The 14,754-nt window shown below is 54.6% G+C and carries 11 protein-coding genes and 1 pseudogene; 2 read left to right on the forward strand and 10 right to left on the reverse strand.

Annotated features, from left to right (window positions below):
• From ACR0LX_RS22490 to ACR0LX_RS22530, 9 genes are all read right to left on the reverse strand, one after another.
• Positions 1-182 (reverse strand): hypothetical protein (locus tag ACR0LX_RS22490; RefSeq protein WP_480785563.1); only part of this gene is annotated, 182 nt, incomplete at its 3' end.
• Entirely contained in the window at positions 163-1,467 is a 1,305-nt protein-coding gene (locus ACR0LX_RS22495) for an aminotransferase (RefSeq protein ID WP_480785570.1), read from the reverse strand. The genes ACR0LX_RS22490 and ACR0LX_RS22495, both read right to left, overlap by 20 nt.
• A 52-nt stretch (positions 1,468-1,519) precedes the next feature.
• A complete protein-coding gene (locus tag ACR0LX_RS22500) occupies positions 1,520-3,082 on the reverse strand; it encodes a trimethylamine methyltransferase family protein (RefSeq protein ID WP_480785564.1) in 1,563 nt (520 codons plus the stop codon).
• On the reverse strand, positions 3,075-4,307 hold the full coding sequence (locus tag ACR0LX_RS22505) for an aromatic ring-hydroxylating oxygenase subunit alpha (RefSeq protein ID WP_480785565.1): 1,233 nt from the start codon (positions 4,305-4,307) through the stop codon (positions 3,075-3,077). Before ACR0LX_RS22505 ends, ACR0LX_RS22500 begins: the two co-directional genes overlap by 8 nt.
• Entirely contained in the window at positions 4,307-6,367 is a 2,061-nt protein-coding gene (locus tag ACR0LX_RS22510) for an oxidoreductase (protein ID WP_480785571.1), read from the reverse strand. Before ACR0LX_RS22510 ends, ACR0LX_RS22505 begins: the two co-directional genes overlap by 1 nt.
• A gap of 60 nt (positions 6,368-6,427) precedes the next feature.
• Entirely contained in the window at positions 6,428-7,489 is a 1,062-nt protein-coding gene (locus ACR0LX_RS22515) for an extracellular solute-binding protein (protein WP_480580038.1), read from the reverse strand.
• A gap of 17 nt (positions 7,490-7,506) precedes the next feature.
• Entirely contained in the window at positions 7,507-8,604 is a 1,098-nt protein-coding gene (locus ACR0LX_RS22520; protein ID WP_480785566.1) for an ABC transporter ATP-binding protein, read from the reverse strand.
• Positions 8,601-9,389, reverse strand: coding sequence for an ABC transporter permease (locus tag ACR0LX_RS22525; RefSeq protein ID WP_170560404.1), 789 nt, complete (start codon positions 9,387-9,389; stop codon positions 8,601-8,603). Before ACR0LX_RS22525 ends, ACR0LX_RS22520 begins: the two co-directional genes overlap by 4 nt.
• Complete coding sequence (locus tag ACR0LX_RS22530) at positions 9,386-10,246, reverse strand: ABC transporter permease (protein WP_480785567.1); 861 nt, start codon at positions 10,244-10,246, stop codon at positions 9,386-9,388. Before ACR0LX_RS22530 ends, ACR0LX_RS22525 begins: the two co-directional genes overlap by 4 nt.
• Positions 10,247-10,449: 203 nt before the next feature.
• Between ACR0LX_RS22530 and ACR0LX_RS22535 the strand changes: the two genes are divergently transcribed.
• The gene (locus ACR0LX_RS22535) at positions 10,450-11,016 is read left to right on the forward strand and encodes a TetR family transcriptional regulator C-terminal domain-containing protein (protein WP_480785568.1); all 567 of its coding nucleotides are present in this window, start codon (positions 10,450-10,452) and stop codon (positions 11,014-11,016) included.
• A 504-nt stretch (positions 11,017-11,520) separates the two neighbouring features.
• On the opposite strand, the pseudogene ACR0LX_RS22540 reads toward ACR0LX_RS22535, so the two are convergent.
• Positions 11,521-12,077, reverse strand: a pseudogene (locus ACR0LX_RS22540) (IS5 family transposase); the annotation flags it as partial.
• A gap of 852 nt (positions 12,078-12,929) precedes the next feature.
• Between ACR0LX_RS22540 and ACR0LX_RS22545 the strand changes: the two are divergent.
• Positions 12,930-14,447, forward strand: a complete 1,518-nt coding sequence (locus ACR0LX_RS22545; RefSeq protein ID WP_480785569.1) for a cellulase family glycosylhydrolase — start codon at positions 12,930-12,932, stop codon at positions 14,445-14,447.
• Positions 14,448-14,754 lie beyond the last annotated feature (307 nt).

The raw sequence follows: 14,754 nt of genomic DNA on the forward strand, positions 1-14,754 counted from the left end.
CGCCACGCAAACAGGCCGGACACACGACTGTACTGACAGACCATCGCAACTACAGAAATCTCTTGCAATGCAGGAGCCATCCACACACGACATTTGGAACGGAATCCAAATGCTGCAGAGGCATCTCGTTCTGTGGACATACGCAACCGTTGTGCCTGCTCTTCATTGGTCTCTGATTCCAACAAGCCACGTTCTTGTCGCTTCAAGCCCTTCGCGCAAGATAGAAAACATCTTCTTAATTTCACTTTCGCCAATGATAAGGGGCGGTGAAAGAACACACATGTTGATCACAGGTCGAACCAATAACCCACGTTTTTGGCATTCAATATCGATCTGGCCACCAATCTCGTAGTCGCGACCCAAATCGCTCTGAGGATCACCATCAACCGAGCATTGAACGCACCCCATCAAACCCATCCCGCGCACATCGGCAACGATGTCAACGTGACGTAACTGCTGCAGTTGATCTTGAAATATCGGAGCGACTTTTCGAACGTGTTCGAGTAGCTTTTCTCGTTCAAAAATCTCCATGCTTTTCAATCCCGCAGCCGCGCTGACCGGGTGACCAGAATAGGTGTAACCATTTGAGAAGGTCGCACCTTTCCCTGCAACGTCTGCGATCAAGCGGTCAGAGATTATCGCGGCACCCATCGGCGCGTACCCAGAGGTCATTCCTTTGGCGCAAGTGATTATGTCTGGTTGGATGCCGAAAACAGACTCTGACGAAAACCAATGACCCAATCGCCCGAAAGCTGTCACCACTTCGTCGGAGATATACAGAACATCATACTTCCTGCAGATGTTTAAACAGCCTTCGTGATATCCTTTTGGCGGCACGATCACACCACCAGACGCCAGGACCGGTTCAGCGATAAAAGCGGCAACATTTTCTGGACCAAGCGCCACAATGGCATTTTCAAGATCGGAAACTTTCTCGTTCAGAAAGCTCACTTCGCTTTGACCAGGTGCGCGGTAGAGCGGATTCACGTCCGGCAGGAAATGTGCGAGGTCATCGGCCTTGTCGAGCCAAAGCCTGTCACGCTCTTTTCCACTGACGCTGGCCGCCAAGTAGGTGCTTCCATGATAGGCCTTTTGCCTTGAAATGATTTTCTTTTTCTCGGGACGACCCATAAGATTGTTTCGAAAATGGACAAATCGGATAGCCGTATCCACCGCAGTGGAACCACCGGTGGTAAAAAAGACATTGTTCAAATCGCCCGGCGCACGTTTGGCGATTTCGCGTGCGAACCGGGCAGCGGTCGAGTTGGCGTTGTTGAAGGGCGAGAAATAGGCAAGGTTACGCGCTTGCTCAGCCATGGCCTCGGCCATCTCCTCTCGTCCATAACCGATCTGGGTGCACCACATGCCTCCCGGCCCGTCGATCAAGCGTTCGCCTTGTTCGTTCACCACATGGATGCCGCTGGCACCCTCGATAAATGTCCGGTCGTTCTCGCGCAAAGTTGCCATCCCTTCCCACGGGTGAAGGAAGTGATCGTTGTCCCATTGCTTGGCGTTTGAATTATCCACGGCGGGCCATGCTTTCTGCGCTCATCACAATTGGGAACTCTTCACGAACCTGAGCGTCTGAGGCACCGAAGTAGTTGGGGAAATGGTTGTCGAGAATGGAATTGGCCTTGTCACGGGCGCGGTCCATCAGATCAGTTTTGCCTTCGTTTTCCCATGTATCTGTACGCTCACGATCCATAAGCCGCGGGTAGACGAACTCGCTGTTCATATAGTTCAGCGTGTGTGGGTTGCCGAGGAAGTGACCAGGATCGATGGCGCACTGGTGGATCACATCCACTGCCATGGTTTCATCCGTTACCTCTATCCCGCGCAACGATCGCAGGATCATACCGCCCGCTTCGTCATCGATAACCATGCTTTCAAAACTGCATCCCATCAAGCTGCCGATCATACCACCGAACTCGCATAGGCGATTGGCTCCGGCATGAGCGGCAAGCGTGAAGGTCAGCGCCTTTTCCAATCCGTATTGCGCGTCGGGTATTTTGGCGTCGGTCATGCCTGCGCCAACGGATGTGGGAAGGCCATAGAAATTGCCCATCTGAATGGCTGCCGCCCCTATGAGAGCCTGTTCGCCGCTGCCTCCGGTGAAAGACCCGCTGCGCAGATCGGTGATAAAGGGCCACGCAGCAAAGCAGATAGGACAACCTGGTGTGATGAGGTTCACGATCGCAACACAGGCCAACGTTTCGGCCACGGTTTGAACCAGTGTTCCCGCAAGCGTCGCGGGGGCTGTGGCCCCGGCCTGCGGAGGCACAGCCAGATCGACTGTCAAGCCAAGTTTGGCGGTATCAATCAGGATTTCCATATTTTCCTTGCCGATCCGCAAGGGCGAAACCATGGGGCAGCCGCCAAAAATGACGCTTGGCTTTTTCATAAAAGCCCCCTCGCCACCCTGAGCCAAATCAAACATGCGGATGGCATGCGGGATATGACTGCGGTCGCGAAAGGTCAGACAGGCAGGCTTTTGGCTACCTGCGAGCATTGCATATATGGTGTTCATATCGTGAGCGAAATCATCGGTCACATCGGTGGCCAAAACTGTGTCGCCCAGCATATGGATGTTGTCCAAGCGGTCCACTAGTCGGGTAAAGTCATAGACATCACGCAGAACCGATGGGCGATAGGACTTGGTGTGCGAGTCAAAGGTCGTGACGGCGGTGCCAGAGTTGGCGAAGTAAACGCTCTCTGCCGAGCAATGCATGTCGTCTTTGCCTTCACGCTCACCGCGGGCATAGACATAAAACTCCTTGGCAGCGCCAGCCAGGATGTCTTCCATCAGCGCGCGGGGAAAGCACAGCCGATTGAGGTCGTTCATCACCGCGCCTTTGGGAAGCACCAGATCAAGCAATTCCGGGAAATGGTCGGTAACGCCGGTGTTTTCCAGAACGGTCAAGGCCGCTTGATGGATGTTCTCCATATCTGCTTGTGTCAGCGGTTTATAGCGTCCGCCACTTAGGCCTCCACGTACGGCCTCATTGCCCGTGGTTGCCTGTTGAACCTTTATGCGCGCGGCGCGCCCGCCGCCGCCGCGACGGCGTGATTTTGCCTCAGCCATGACCGGACATCCTTTGTTCTGGTTCCGGGCTGATCATGTTGAAATAGAAATCGTAGAAGTCCTGGATCGAGGTTTCCATCTCGCCCAAGGGGCCCGGTTGGAAGTATTGAGAATTTACGCCGGACTGGTTGTGGCGAATGATACGTTCGTCATCCATAGATGTGACATGCCAAAGCCAGGTCAGGTCTTCTTTGTCATAGTCTTGGTCTTCTTCGGCGTCAGCGCGAACCAGCCAGACCACCTGAATGTCGGTTTCCTGCAGGCCCCGCGGAATGAAGCGATAGCCGACCATGTGATCCGAATAGATCAGGAACCAGTTCAATGGACCAATGTCAAAGTCAGTTGCGCCACCGTCGAAACCTTTCAACGTTCCAAGCAATGGCGCAAGCGCCTCTCCCGATTTGCTGCCGGTTTTGTAGCCTGGATAAAGTGGATAGCGCCGATAGTACCCGCTGGTGAACGGGGTGGGCGCAGCGTCGCCGACAAGCGCCAACTCATCAGGTGACAGCCCGGCTTCCACAGCTTTTGCCTTTAGCGGTTCAACCAAACCAGCCATGTCTTGCGGCGACTTCAGGCTATGAGAACGGGAATATTCGTTGTGCGCTGGCCCGCAATGGTAGCACTCAAGATAGTTCTCAACCGCCAGTTTCCAATTCGCGGGAACGGGAAATGACGCCGTATGCGCTACTTTCAGATCGTCAAAGCCATAAGGCTCGACAAGTGGCGAAAGTTGGTTGAGGACAGGATCAAGCGATGGTGTATCAGCATCGGCACAGACAAAGATCAGCCCTTTGAAGACACTCACCTGAACGGGAAAAAGCCCGAATTTGGATGGGTCAAAATGTTCCCCCATATTGTGGCCCGCACGAAGTTTACCCGATAGCTCATATGTCCAGGCGTGGTAGGGGCAAACAAGAACACGGGCGTTGCCGGACTGTTCGGTGCAAACGCGAGAACCCCGATGGCGACAGACATTCAAATGAGCGCAAACTTCGCCTTCGCGGTCGCGAACAACGATAATGCTCTCCGGGCCATAGTCGAACAGGAAGTAGTCACCGGGGTTTGGGATTTGGCTGACATGCCCTGCCCAAAGCCAGTTGCGGTTCCAGACCTGGGCGATGTCATAATTATAGATGTCTTGCGAGGTATAGAAACCGCGCGGTAAGGCGTGGCCGTACTGGTGCGAGGCTATCAACGCATCCAACTCAAACGGTCGGCTGTTCATCACGTTTCCTCCAAATCGATTATCTCGCGGCGAAACCAGTCCTTGTCTGCTTCTGCCTTGGGGCGTTCAAAGTCGCGGGCGGCGCGATGACCCGAGAAGACTGCGTCGACGATCAGTCCCGGAGAAGCGGCATCGCCAATAAGTTCAAGGGTCTTCAACCCGAGACCGCGCAAGCTGTCATAAAGCGCTGTCTCTCGATGGCGCTCGGTGACCAGAACTGTCGAGGCACACGGAATATCCGTTTCGCGACCGGTAAAGGCACAACCGATGCGCGCCATGCCACCTTCAACCGCCGTCAGCACCTGATTGCAGCGAATGTCTATGCCGAGCTCGATCAGCCGGGCCTGAATGCGCGGCTGCTCCAAAGTATTGACGGCGTAAGCTGAGACCAAACTCTCCGGCGTGACAAAAACCACCTGGTATCCCGCGGTTGCCAGTTTTTCGGCGATCACCCCTGCCAGATAGATGTGGTCATCATCATAGATCATCACCGGCCCATCCGGAGGCAGACGACCGTTCATGATGTCATCAGGTGTCAACACTTTGGCGCTTTGCTCGATCTGAGGCATACGGCGTTGTGTGCCACGGCCGATGCCGTCGGTGCGCCAATGGCTGCCAGTGGCAACAAAGACGTGTTCGACGCCTAGCTCTGCCACCTGATCGCCATCAAGTCTGCTGTCAGTGAACAACTGAACGTTGCCGCGCTGCCTTAGGTCATTCAGGCGGTAGTCGACGACGCGGGACCAGGCTGCGAGGCCGGGAAGTTTGCTTTCCTTCGTAACCCGCCCGCCCAATTCGGCTGACGCCTCGGCCAAGGTCACTTGATATCCTCGCCTTGCCAACTGCGTAGCGCATTCAAGACCTGCAGGGCCACCGCCAATGACCAAAGTATCCGCGTTGCTCTTCTTCGGCGCGATGATCTCGGGGTGCCAACCGCGCCGCCATTCCTCACCCATCGTGGGGTTTTGAGTGCAGCGGATCGGGATGCCCAGATTGTCGGATGAAACGCAGATATTGCAGCCGATGCATTCGCGGATTTCGTCAATGCGGCCCTCTTCAATCTTTTTCGGAATGAACGGGTCCGCGATGGAAGGTCGTGCGGCTCCGATAAGGTCGACAATTCCCTTTTTGACCATCGACAGCATCATGTCGGGGGATGTCAGGCGCCCGACACCAACCACAGGTTTCCGGGTGATCTGTTTGACGTGTGACAGAAACGCGTTCTGATATCCGTCTTCTGGCTGAAAACGGGTCGTCGCACTGTCATTGGACCAGTCGGCTACATTCACATCCCAGAGATCCGGGAGGTCGGACAAAATCTCGACCACGGCGCGGCCTTCTTCCGCGGCCTGCATGCCGCTGACGCCCATCATCTCGTCAATGGCAAAGCGGAACGCCACGGCGCAGCTGTCACCCACCGCTTCGTGAGTATCCTGCAGCAATTCGCGTGTCAGACGTACCCGATTTTCAAGCGACCCGCCGTATTCATCACTACGCTGGTTCATATGCGGCAACATAAAGTGCTGCGCCAATGTCATATTGTGCCCGGCATAGACGTATATGATGTCAAATCCGGCGTCTTTCGCACGCAAAGCGGCCTCGCGGTGCCAGCGGCGGAATTCGCGAATATCGGACTTATCCATGGCCTGCGCCTGCTTGGGATGCGTTGTATCGACGGACATCTCGGAAGGAGCAAGAACCGGAGCGCGGGTCAGCAGGTTCTGCGCATGATTGCCATTGTGAACCAGCTGAATGGCCGCCAGCGCACCATGCGCATGTACCGCATCCGTCATCAGCCGCAACGCGGGCACATCGCGCCCGTCCCATAACCGTCCCTCGGCATAAGGAGACAAGTCTGAGGTTGGGTGGATCTCAGTCTCCTGATTTGAAACCACCGCCCACCCGCCTTCGGCTTTCATCCCGCGAACGGCAGCATCCGCCCGTGGACGGAGGTGCCCCAGCCCGGTGCAATGGGGCACCTGATAGAAGCGGTTCCTGGCTGTCACCGGACCGATCTGGACCGGTTCAAAAAGCAGAGCATATGGGTTCGCGTCCAACATGTTCACGCGTTTTCCTGTATTTGGGATCCGGAACCGAAAGGCCCCGGAAATGGAGTTGTGTTAGAAGCCGGCTTTGATCCGTTCAAATTCAGACAGCATTTTCGCCTCAAGCTCGGGATTCACCGCATCAAAGAATAAGCTGCCTTCGAAGAAACTCTTGGGATCAGAGAAACCATAGGCTTCGATGTTGGCTTGATCGGCTATTTCGAACGCTTTTGCGTTGGAATGTGGGTAGCCCCAATTGTCGATGATGTACTGGCCGCTGGCAGGATCGGAGAGCGCGTTCAACAGATCGTAGACCTGATCGACAGGTGTCGTCGAAGATTTCAGATGCACGTAGCCACACGCCCAGGTCGCGATACCTTTGTCGACGTCACGCATCATGGCGGCAGGCACTTCGTTCCAGATCAGGTTCAGTTCGGACTGGTTCCAGGCCCAGCCCAGTTCGATCTCACCACTGGTCATTGCCTGATCGAACTGACCCGCATCTGACCAGTAAAAGCGCATGTTCGGGTGGATCGAGCGCAGGAAATCAGATGCTTCCTTGAACTGTTCGTCACTCAGATTCGTGTAATTGTCGGCATTTCCAGTAGCCAGCGCTGCCAAAGCATATGCAGACGATGCGGCATCCGGGATGGCGATCTTGCCCGCATAGGCCGGATCAGCCAGCAGTTGCAGCGAGATGTCATCGCCTGAGATTTTGTCGGTGCGATAGATAAGGCCCGTGTTCCCCCACTCGAACGGCAACATGTAAAGCTGGCCGTCCAGTACGATGGCGTCCACTTCCTTGATCTCAGGCAGCACATCGGCCCAATTTGTCAGCTTGCTTTCGTCCAGCGGTTGGATCAAATCGGCCGCGACCCATTTCCGGACCGCGTCGGAACAAGGATGCGCCAGATCAGCTGTGAAACCCGAACTTAGTTTCGTAAAGGCTTCCTCCTGACTCCCGAAATAAGAATAGCTTGGCGCCTCATTCCCGTACTTTTCCATGTAGCTGGCAAAGAACCCGGGATCTTCATATCCCGACCAGTCAAAAACCGTAAGATCAGCGCCATTGGCACTGGCACTTCCCGTACAAATCGCCGTCGCACATGCGAAGGCCGCAATTCTCTTAAGTTTCATTCTATCCTCCCACTGTTTTACTTTGTGTCTGTTCCAAGATCGATCACGCTGGCCCCCTGAAGCCCCAGCCAAACTACGTCTCCGCGCTTGAAATCGACCGTGTGAAAATAGTTCGGAACCGATACCGAGATTGGTTTGTCAGCTCCCGCCACCTGAATGTGGTAGTGAATGTTCTCGCCATAGAAGGCGACGTTGCTGACAGTGCCTTGGACCGTTGACGGGTAGTCTTCGGGCTTTTCAGCAGAGATTTCCAATTGTTCCGGGCGAATACCGATGTTCATGTCTTTACTGCTGGTTACAACGTTGGGATTTCTCTCGATCTCAATCCGCCCGAAGGCGGCTGCGTCGATCGACAACATATCGCCGGTTTCACCCAACAACTGAGCAGGCAGTATGTTCATTTCACCGATGAAACTGGCCACTTGCTGATCACAAGGACGGGCATAAAGCGTGGTTGGCGTGTCCACCTGCTTGAGCCGTCCATTAAACATCACGCCAATACGATCTGACATGGTCATCGCCTCATATTGGTCGTGTGTGACCATCACAAAGGTGATACCAAGCGATTGCTGCAAATTGCGCATTTCAAACTGCATCTGTTCGCGCAACTTCTTGTCGAGAGCTGACAAAGGCTCATCCAGCAGCAACACTTTGGGTCGCATGATCAGCGCGCGCGCGAGCGCTACCCTTTGCCGCTGCCCACCCGATAACTCGCTTGCACCGCGATCCTGAAGACCGCCCAGCTCGACCATTTCTAGGGCTTCGGCTACGCGCTGGTCGATCTCAGCCTTAGGTGCCTTGCCCCGTAGTCCATAGGCCACGTTGTTCCCAACGTTCAAGTGCGGGAAGATGGCGTAGCTTTGAAAGACCATGTTTGTTGGCCGGTTGTTGGCTGGGACACCTTCCATATCCTGACCATCGATCAGCACGGTGCCCTCGGTCGGTTCCTGGAAACCCGCGATCATCCGCAATACCGTGGTCTTGCCGCATCCCGATGGGCCGAGAAGCGAGAAAAATTCGCCCTCTTTGAGATCGAGGTTGATCCCGCTAGCCGCTAGGAAAGTGCCATAGCGTTTCTCGACGCCCCTGAGTTCTATGATATTTCTGACTGTCATCGGACCTCTGATGCAGATGAGCGGCGGCGGAAATACTCGGCCAATACCAAAAGCAGAACCGAGGTGAGCAGCAAGATGGAGCCAAGCGCCAGCACATTGGGAAGCTTGGCGGGGAAACGGATCTGGCTCCAGATATAGACCGGGAGGGTTGGCTGGTTACCTGACAGGAAAAAGGCGAGGACGAACTCATCGAAGCTGACCGTAAAAGTGACCAGCATGCTGGCTATGATACCGGGGGAAACGACTGGCAGCGTCACGCGGCGGAAGGTTTCGAACACGCCGACGCCCAGATCGTAAGATGCCTCTTCCAGCGATGCGTCAAAGTCATCAAAGGCAGATTTCAAGATCGAAACGGAAAACGGCAAGGCGAGGAACGTATGGCCCAGAACAACGGTCAGCAAAGACGGTTTGAGACCGAGAAACAGAAACAGGACCAGCATTGACGAGGCCACGATAATACCCGGAATAACCAAAGGCAGCATCACCAGCCCTTCAGCCGCACGCTGACCCCTAAACCGATAGCGAACAAAGGCGCGAGCGGCAAAGAGCCCCATAGCCGTGGATAGAATTGCAACGACCGTGCCGACGCCAAGTGAATTCCAAAGGGCCTGGATCAATGTATCCTGCTCGCCCAGCTTCCGATACCAGTCCAGCGTCCAACCCTTGATCGGAAAGGCAACGATTGTGCCGCTGTTGAACGAGAACAACGGCAGGAAAAGGACCGGCAGGTACAAAAATACCAGGTAGAGGAAAGCGTAGGCTGTCAGCGTTGAAGGACGTCTCATTTGATCCGCCTCCCAAGCCGGGTGGCGGTAATGACAAACACAATGGCGACGAAGCCAACCGACAGCATTGCGATCAGCGACAACGTAGCTCCGAGGGGCCAGTTGTTGGCGGCACCGAACTGCACCTGAATAAGATTAGCAATCATCTTCCCGTCCGATCCGCCGACGAGTGCCGGGGTCACATAGTCACCGACAGTGGGGATGAAGATGATCAGGCAAGCAGCAATTATCCCCGGGATCGTCAGCGGCAGCGTCACCCGCATGAAGCGTTGCAAAGGGCTGTTGCCGAGGTCGGTGGCGGCCTCCAATAGGCTCGGATCGATCTTCTGCAACGAGACATAGATCGGCAGGATCGCAAAAGGTGCCCAGGCGTGGGCAAGCGTCAGCACGACGGCGAATTCATTATAGAGCAAGAAGTCGAGCGGTTCGTCGATCAGACCAAGCATCAGCAGCGCAGAATTCATCACCCCGTTGAACCCAAGGATGAGTTTCCAGGCAAACACACGCAACAGATAGCTGGACCAGAACGGAATGGTGATGAGCAGAAGCCAGATGGTCTTTTTCCGGGCCTTCATCGCGATAAAATACGCGATGGGATAGGCCAGTGCGACAGTGACTACCGTAACTGCTCCGGCAATCCAGATCGACCTTAGCATTAAGTGTCGAACCAGCGGATCAGCAAATGCCTCGCTATAGTTTTTCAGCGTCGGTGTCTTGTCGAGCGTTACGTAGGTTTGGGTCCAGAAAGAATAGGCAATCAAGATCACTAAAGGCGCTGCCACCAGAAACCCCACGTAAGCCGTGGCCGGTGCGCTGAGGGTAAAACCCCGGGACGCTTCGCTGCGAAAAATCACCATATCCCCTTCTTGGATTTACGAGCCACTAATGGACGATCGTCCATTTAATGTTGCGCCAGAAAGGCCTTTCGTGTCAATCTTCCTGTGAACCGCCCAAATTAGAAGACCCTAAGCCAATGGAATCATTGAATAGAGCGACAGAATTCAAAGGACGAAAGCGTAGTTCGAAGCGTGACCCAGAGGCCAATCGGCAGCTTCTGATCATGGCAACATTGGACACTATTGCTGATATTGGAGTTACCGATACGTCGGTCAGCCGCATCTGCGAGCGTTCCGGTTTATCACGCGGAATGATCCATTTGCATTTCGGGGGGAAGGACAATCTGCTGACCGCAGCGGCTCAGCATTTCAGTACTGAGTATTATGCCGAGATGGACAGATTGACCGATCTAGGCTTGGATGCATCGCCTGAAGACCGAGTGATGGCTGTTATCGAGGCGGATCTGTCCGAAGCTTTATTGAATCCAAAAAGTACGAAAATCTGGCATGCTTTCCGAGGTATCGCAAGCTCACACCCAGGCATTGCCCGTTACAGCAGCACTCAGGATCACAGACTTGTTGAAACCTTGCGGCTTGCGTTCTTGGAGATAGCGCAACAAACCGGGCGTGACCCAGACTTGGTGGACGATGCCGCCAGCGGAACGCTGGCATTGCTGGAAGGTATGTGGGTAAACTACCTTACTGATATGCAGGGATTTTCGCGACGTCGCTCTGTCGATCTAATAAGAAGGTTCTTAGGTGGGCTTTTCCCCGGAAAGTTCAAATTGTGAGGCTTGGCGACGCTTAAATCTTAGCTAGATACGAAGCCTCTTCTTGGATAGCCAACCATTGGTTTTGGCGGACCTCCTCGCGCCTAAGTGTTATCCACCCTGCCTTTGACAAAATTCAATGTCTGCTTTGTGCTGGAGAAAGCTCCCCATTGCAGATGCAGCGAAAGACAGCTTTCCGCCCAACCACTGGAATTCGCGCGAGCGCTGATGACAGTGTATCCGTCTATTTGAGGTCTAATTCTCGTACGATCTTGTTTTCCGTCGCCCACGACATGCCAAATTCAATCTGAACTCTGCGTACGGATTTTACTTCGGCGTATCGCAGTGCGATTATTGCATCGTCGTACACGGGGCGGCGGCGCCCCTTGGATAGCTTTGTGCCTGTTGCCTGGAATATTTTGACAAGGAGCTTCTGCGATATTCCTTGTTCATTCGCTATGTTCGGCAGCAGTTCGCCTGAACGAAACCGTTGGGCAAGAGTCTGGCTAGGGTCAGGACTCATAGTCAATAGATGATGGTTGCTGCAAGGACGATGGCTGAGAGGAAGACCTTTGGGCATCTGTCGTATCGAGTTGTCACGCGTCGCCAGTCTTTCAGCCTGCCGAACATGATCTCGATCCGATTGCGGCGTTTGTAGCGGCGCTTGTCATACTTCACCGGCTTCTTTCTCTGCTTCCGGTCGGGGATACAGGCGCGTATCCGTTTGTCTTTCAACGCTTCTCTAAACCAGTCGGCATCATATCCTCGGTCTCCCAGCAGCCATTCAACCTTTGGCAAACTGCCCACCAAAGCGCGGGTCCCGATGTAGTCGCTGACTTGTCCAGCCGCGACGAAGAGGTTCAGCGGACGCCCCTGGCTGTCGCAGACGGTGTGCAGCTTCGTGTTCATACCGCCTTTGGTCCGACCGATCAGGCGGCCACGCCCCCCTTTTTCACGCCCATACTGGTCGCCCGTCGGTGGGCCTTGAGATAGGTTGCGTCGATCATGACGGTTTTCTGTTCGCCGTGCTCGGCGGCCAGACCCGCCATCATCCGCGCAAAGACGCCTTTGTCCGCACTGCGGTGGTCTTCGAACGGCGTGTCGAATTGCAGTTTTCTGCAAACTCCGAATGATTGGTGACACCATAACAAAGTGAGAACGTCGCTGAATACCGGTGTTATGTGAAACGATCTCCGGTTGAGTGGTGAGCTCCTCTGCGGACAAAGCGAACCATAACTTCTGCCGGATAGCAGTCTTTGATCCTGCGCGCGGAGAACGTCTGTTTCGAGCCCGAAGCGGACGCATTCATTTGTTGTTTTGGTCACTTGAGAGGCGATCGACTAAGTGAGGCTGTACACTTTTTGCGCGTGGCCTCACCATAATTTTTGCTGCCTTCTCTGATCTTCTCTTGGCTAAGCATCTCGGCTTGTCCAAACTATTACATATGTGTTGTCGCTCAATCCGCCTCGCGTTTGTTGTTAGTACGCTCCTTTCGGGATTATGCAGTTTGACAGTTTTTGCGCAGGCACCCGATCTGCTTCGACTTAGTGCCGCGAAGGTTCCCATTAATTTGGGCTTTCTCAACGAGAAGCCAGCTGGTCTCCGCGGTCCTGTGAGGGCTCAGGGTGCCGATCTTGTATTGGCGGACGGCACTCCAATTAGGTTCTGGGGCGCCAATATTCAGGCATACGCAATCTTTTCCACCGAACCGGTCCAGATTTGTCGACATGCCAAGCGCTTGGGCTCACTTGGGTTTAATCTCGTGCGCCTGCATCATCACGACTCACACTGGGTCAGCCCGAATGTATTTGGTATGGAAGCACCCAATACCCTTTCGCTAGACCCTTTCGCTAGACCCGTTCGCGCTCGATCGCATCGGCCAATGGGTCGCTTGCCTGAAGGCAGAAGGCATTTACACTTGGCTTGATCTTCATGTGGGCCGCCGCTTCAGCGCCGCGGATGGTATCGCACTTGAGGGTGAGATCGAGCAAGGCGAAGGCGACATCCGTGGGTTCAACTTCGTCAACAAGTCCGTCCGCGATCGAATGGCGGAGTTTCAGAGGGCTTACCTTTCCTATCTGAACCCGCACACAGGATTGGCATTTAAGGATGACCCAGCCGTAGCTGCGGTCATGATCTCCAACGAAAACGATGCCACCTATCATTTTGGGAATCGGCTCCTGCCGGACAAGAACGTCCCGAAGCACAGTGCGCTTTACATGGCCCTTGCGGATGAATTTGCTGCTTCCACTGGAACTCCGAAAGGTCAGGTGTGGAGGTCTTGGGAGCATGGGGTGTCCAAGAAGTTTCTTAACGACCTTGAGCAGCGCTTCTATGCACCTCTGGTGGCCGAGATCAGAGAGCTGGGCTTCAGGGGTCTGATTGCCACATCAAGCATATGGGGAGGAATGGGGGCCTCGGCCCTTCCATCGCTGACAGTGGGCGACGTTATCGATGTGCACAGCTATGGACGGCGGGGGATTGCGCAAACCGATCCCGCAACAGAATCAGATATGATCTCGGTGATCGCTGGGGCACAGGTGGCCGGCAAGCCGCTCACGATCTCGGAGTGGAATATTTCTCCATGGCCAGAACCGGATCGTTTTATGGCTCCGCTTTGCCTTGGCGCTGCCGCCGCGTACCAAGGTTGGGATGCGCCTATTATCTACGGTTATGCACAAGATGCTCTCGGACCAACCGGAGCCGCACACAATTGGCATATTGCGGAGGATGCTTCACTTGTCGGCCCATTGGCGGTCGCAGCGCTGCTGTATCGGCGAGGAGACGTCTCCGTCGCGTCGCGCGTGGTTGCTATTGCTCCGGAAGCAAGCGTGTTATTTGGAGCCCACCATGCTGCCAGCACATCCACTGCGATCCGCGCGTTGGCTGAGCGATCTCGGCTAATTACAAAGCTTCCAGAGATCGAAGAATTGCCATGGCTTCAGCCTTCTCGAGAGGAAGCAGATGAAGTTTACCGTAGCTACGACATATCGCCACCAGATGTCGCCACTCGCCTCATCGTTTCAGACACCGGTGAAATCCGGAGGGACCCCAGTAGTGGAGTTATCTGGATCGAAACTGTGCGATCTCTGGTGGTCGCGGGCAATCTTGAAGCGGGGCCGCTAGAAGTAGGCAGCCTTCGGGTATCACTTGATCGTCCGCTGGCTGGCGTGGCGCTGCAGAGCCTCGACGGCGCACCGATAGCTAAGTCCGACGATTTGCTAATTACAGCTATGGGGCCATCGACACCAATTGAAGAGCGGCATCCACCTTTTTTGGTCGAGCGTGTAACCGGGTTCATTGAGTTCTCTGCCAAGAAGGGCTTGTTGGCAGAGAACTCGATGATCAGCGACGGGTTTGGGCGAATTTCGCACCGAAGTGAGGGCAGCATTCACCGGCTGACGTTCGACGAGGCTTCGAGTATCTCGTGGATTCGCCTTCGAGCACCATGAGTCTTGGCCCAGTGTTGTCGGTAAGTGGCTACCTTTTGCCTCCGTTAGTTAACCGACACCAAGAAGTATGACGATCTAATCTGTGCTATTAGGACTTGCGCCCGGAGTAACTCGCTCGCGACACCTATTGTCCGCAGTCTGTGAGTTCAACCTACATCAATTTTTGCTCTTGCGGCGAATGTCGACAATGCGGGCCGCGACGCAGCATTTGAAGACCGTGCTCAAGGTCGTGTGTGGATGGCTCCTGCATTGCAAGAGATTTCTGTAGTTGCGATGGTCTGTCAGTACAGTCGTGTGTCCGGCCTGT

It is taken from the genome of Ruegeria sp. CH11 (genome assembly GCF_056537105.1).

Bases quoted from the DNA above. Each gene is read 5' to 3' on its own strand.
- ACR0LX_RS22495 (WP_480785570.1), bottom strand. From the start codon at position 1,467: ATGGCAACTTTGCGCGAGAACGACCGGACATTTATCGAGGGTGCCAGC.
- ACR0LX_RS22500 (WP_480785564.1), bottom strand. From the start codon at position 3,082: ATGGCTGAGGCAAAATCACGCCGTCGCGGCGGCGGCGGGCGCGCCGCG.
- ACR0LX_RS22505 (WP_480785565.1), bottom strand. From the start codon at position 4,307: ATGAACAGCCGACCGTTTGAGTTGGATGCGTTGATAGCCTCGCACCAG.
- ACR0LX_RS22510 (WP_480785571.1), bottom strand. From the start codon at position 6,367: ATGTTGGACGCGAACCCATATGCTCTGCTTTTTGAACCGGTCCAGATC.
- ACR0LX_RS22515 (WP_480580038.1), bottom strand. From the start codon at position 7,489: ATGAAACTTAAGAGAATTGCGGCCTTCGCATGTGCGACGGCGATTTGT.
- ACR0LX_RS22520 (WP_480785566.1), bottom strand. From the start codon at position 8,604: ATGACAGTCAGAAATATCATAGAACTCAGGGGCGTCGAGAAACGCTAT.
- ACR0LX_RS22525 (WP_170560404.1), bottom strand. From the start codon at position 9,389: ATGAGACGTCCTTCAACGCTGACAGCCTACGCTTTCCTCTACCTGGTA.
- ACR0LX_RS22530 (WP_480785567.1), bottom strand. From the start codon at position 10,246: ATGGTGATTTTTCGCAGCGAAGCGTCCCGGGGTTTTACCCTCAGCGCA.
- ACR0LX_RS22535 (WP_480785568.1), top strand. From the start codon at position 10,450: ATGGCAACATTGGACACTATTGCTGATATTGGAGTTACCGATACGTCG.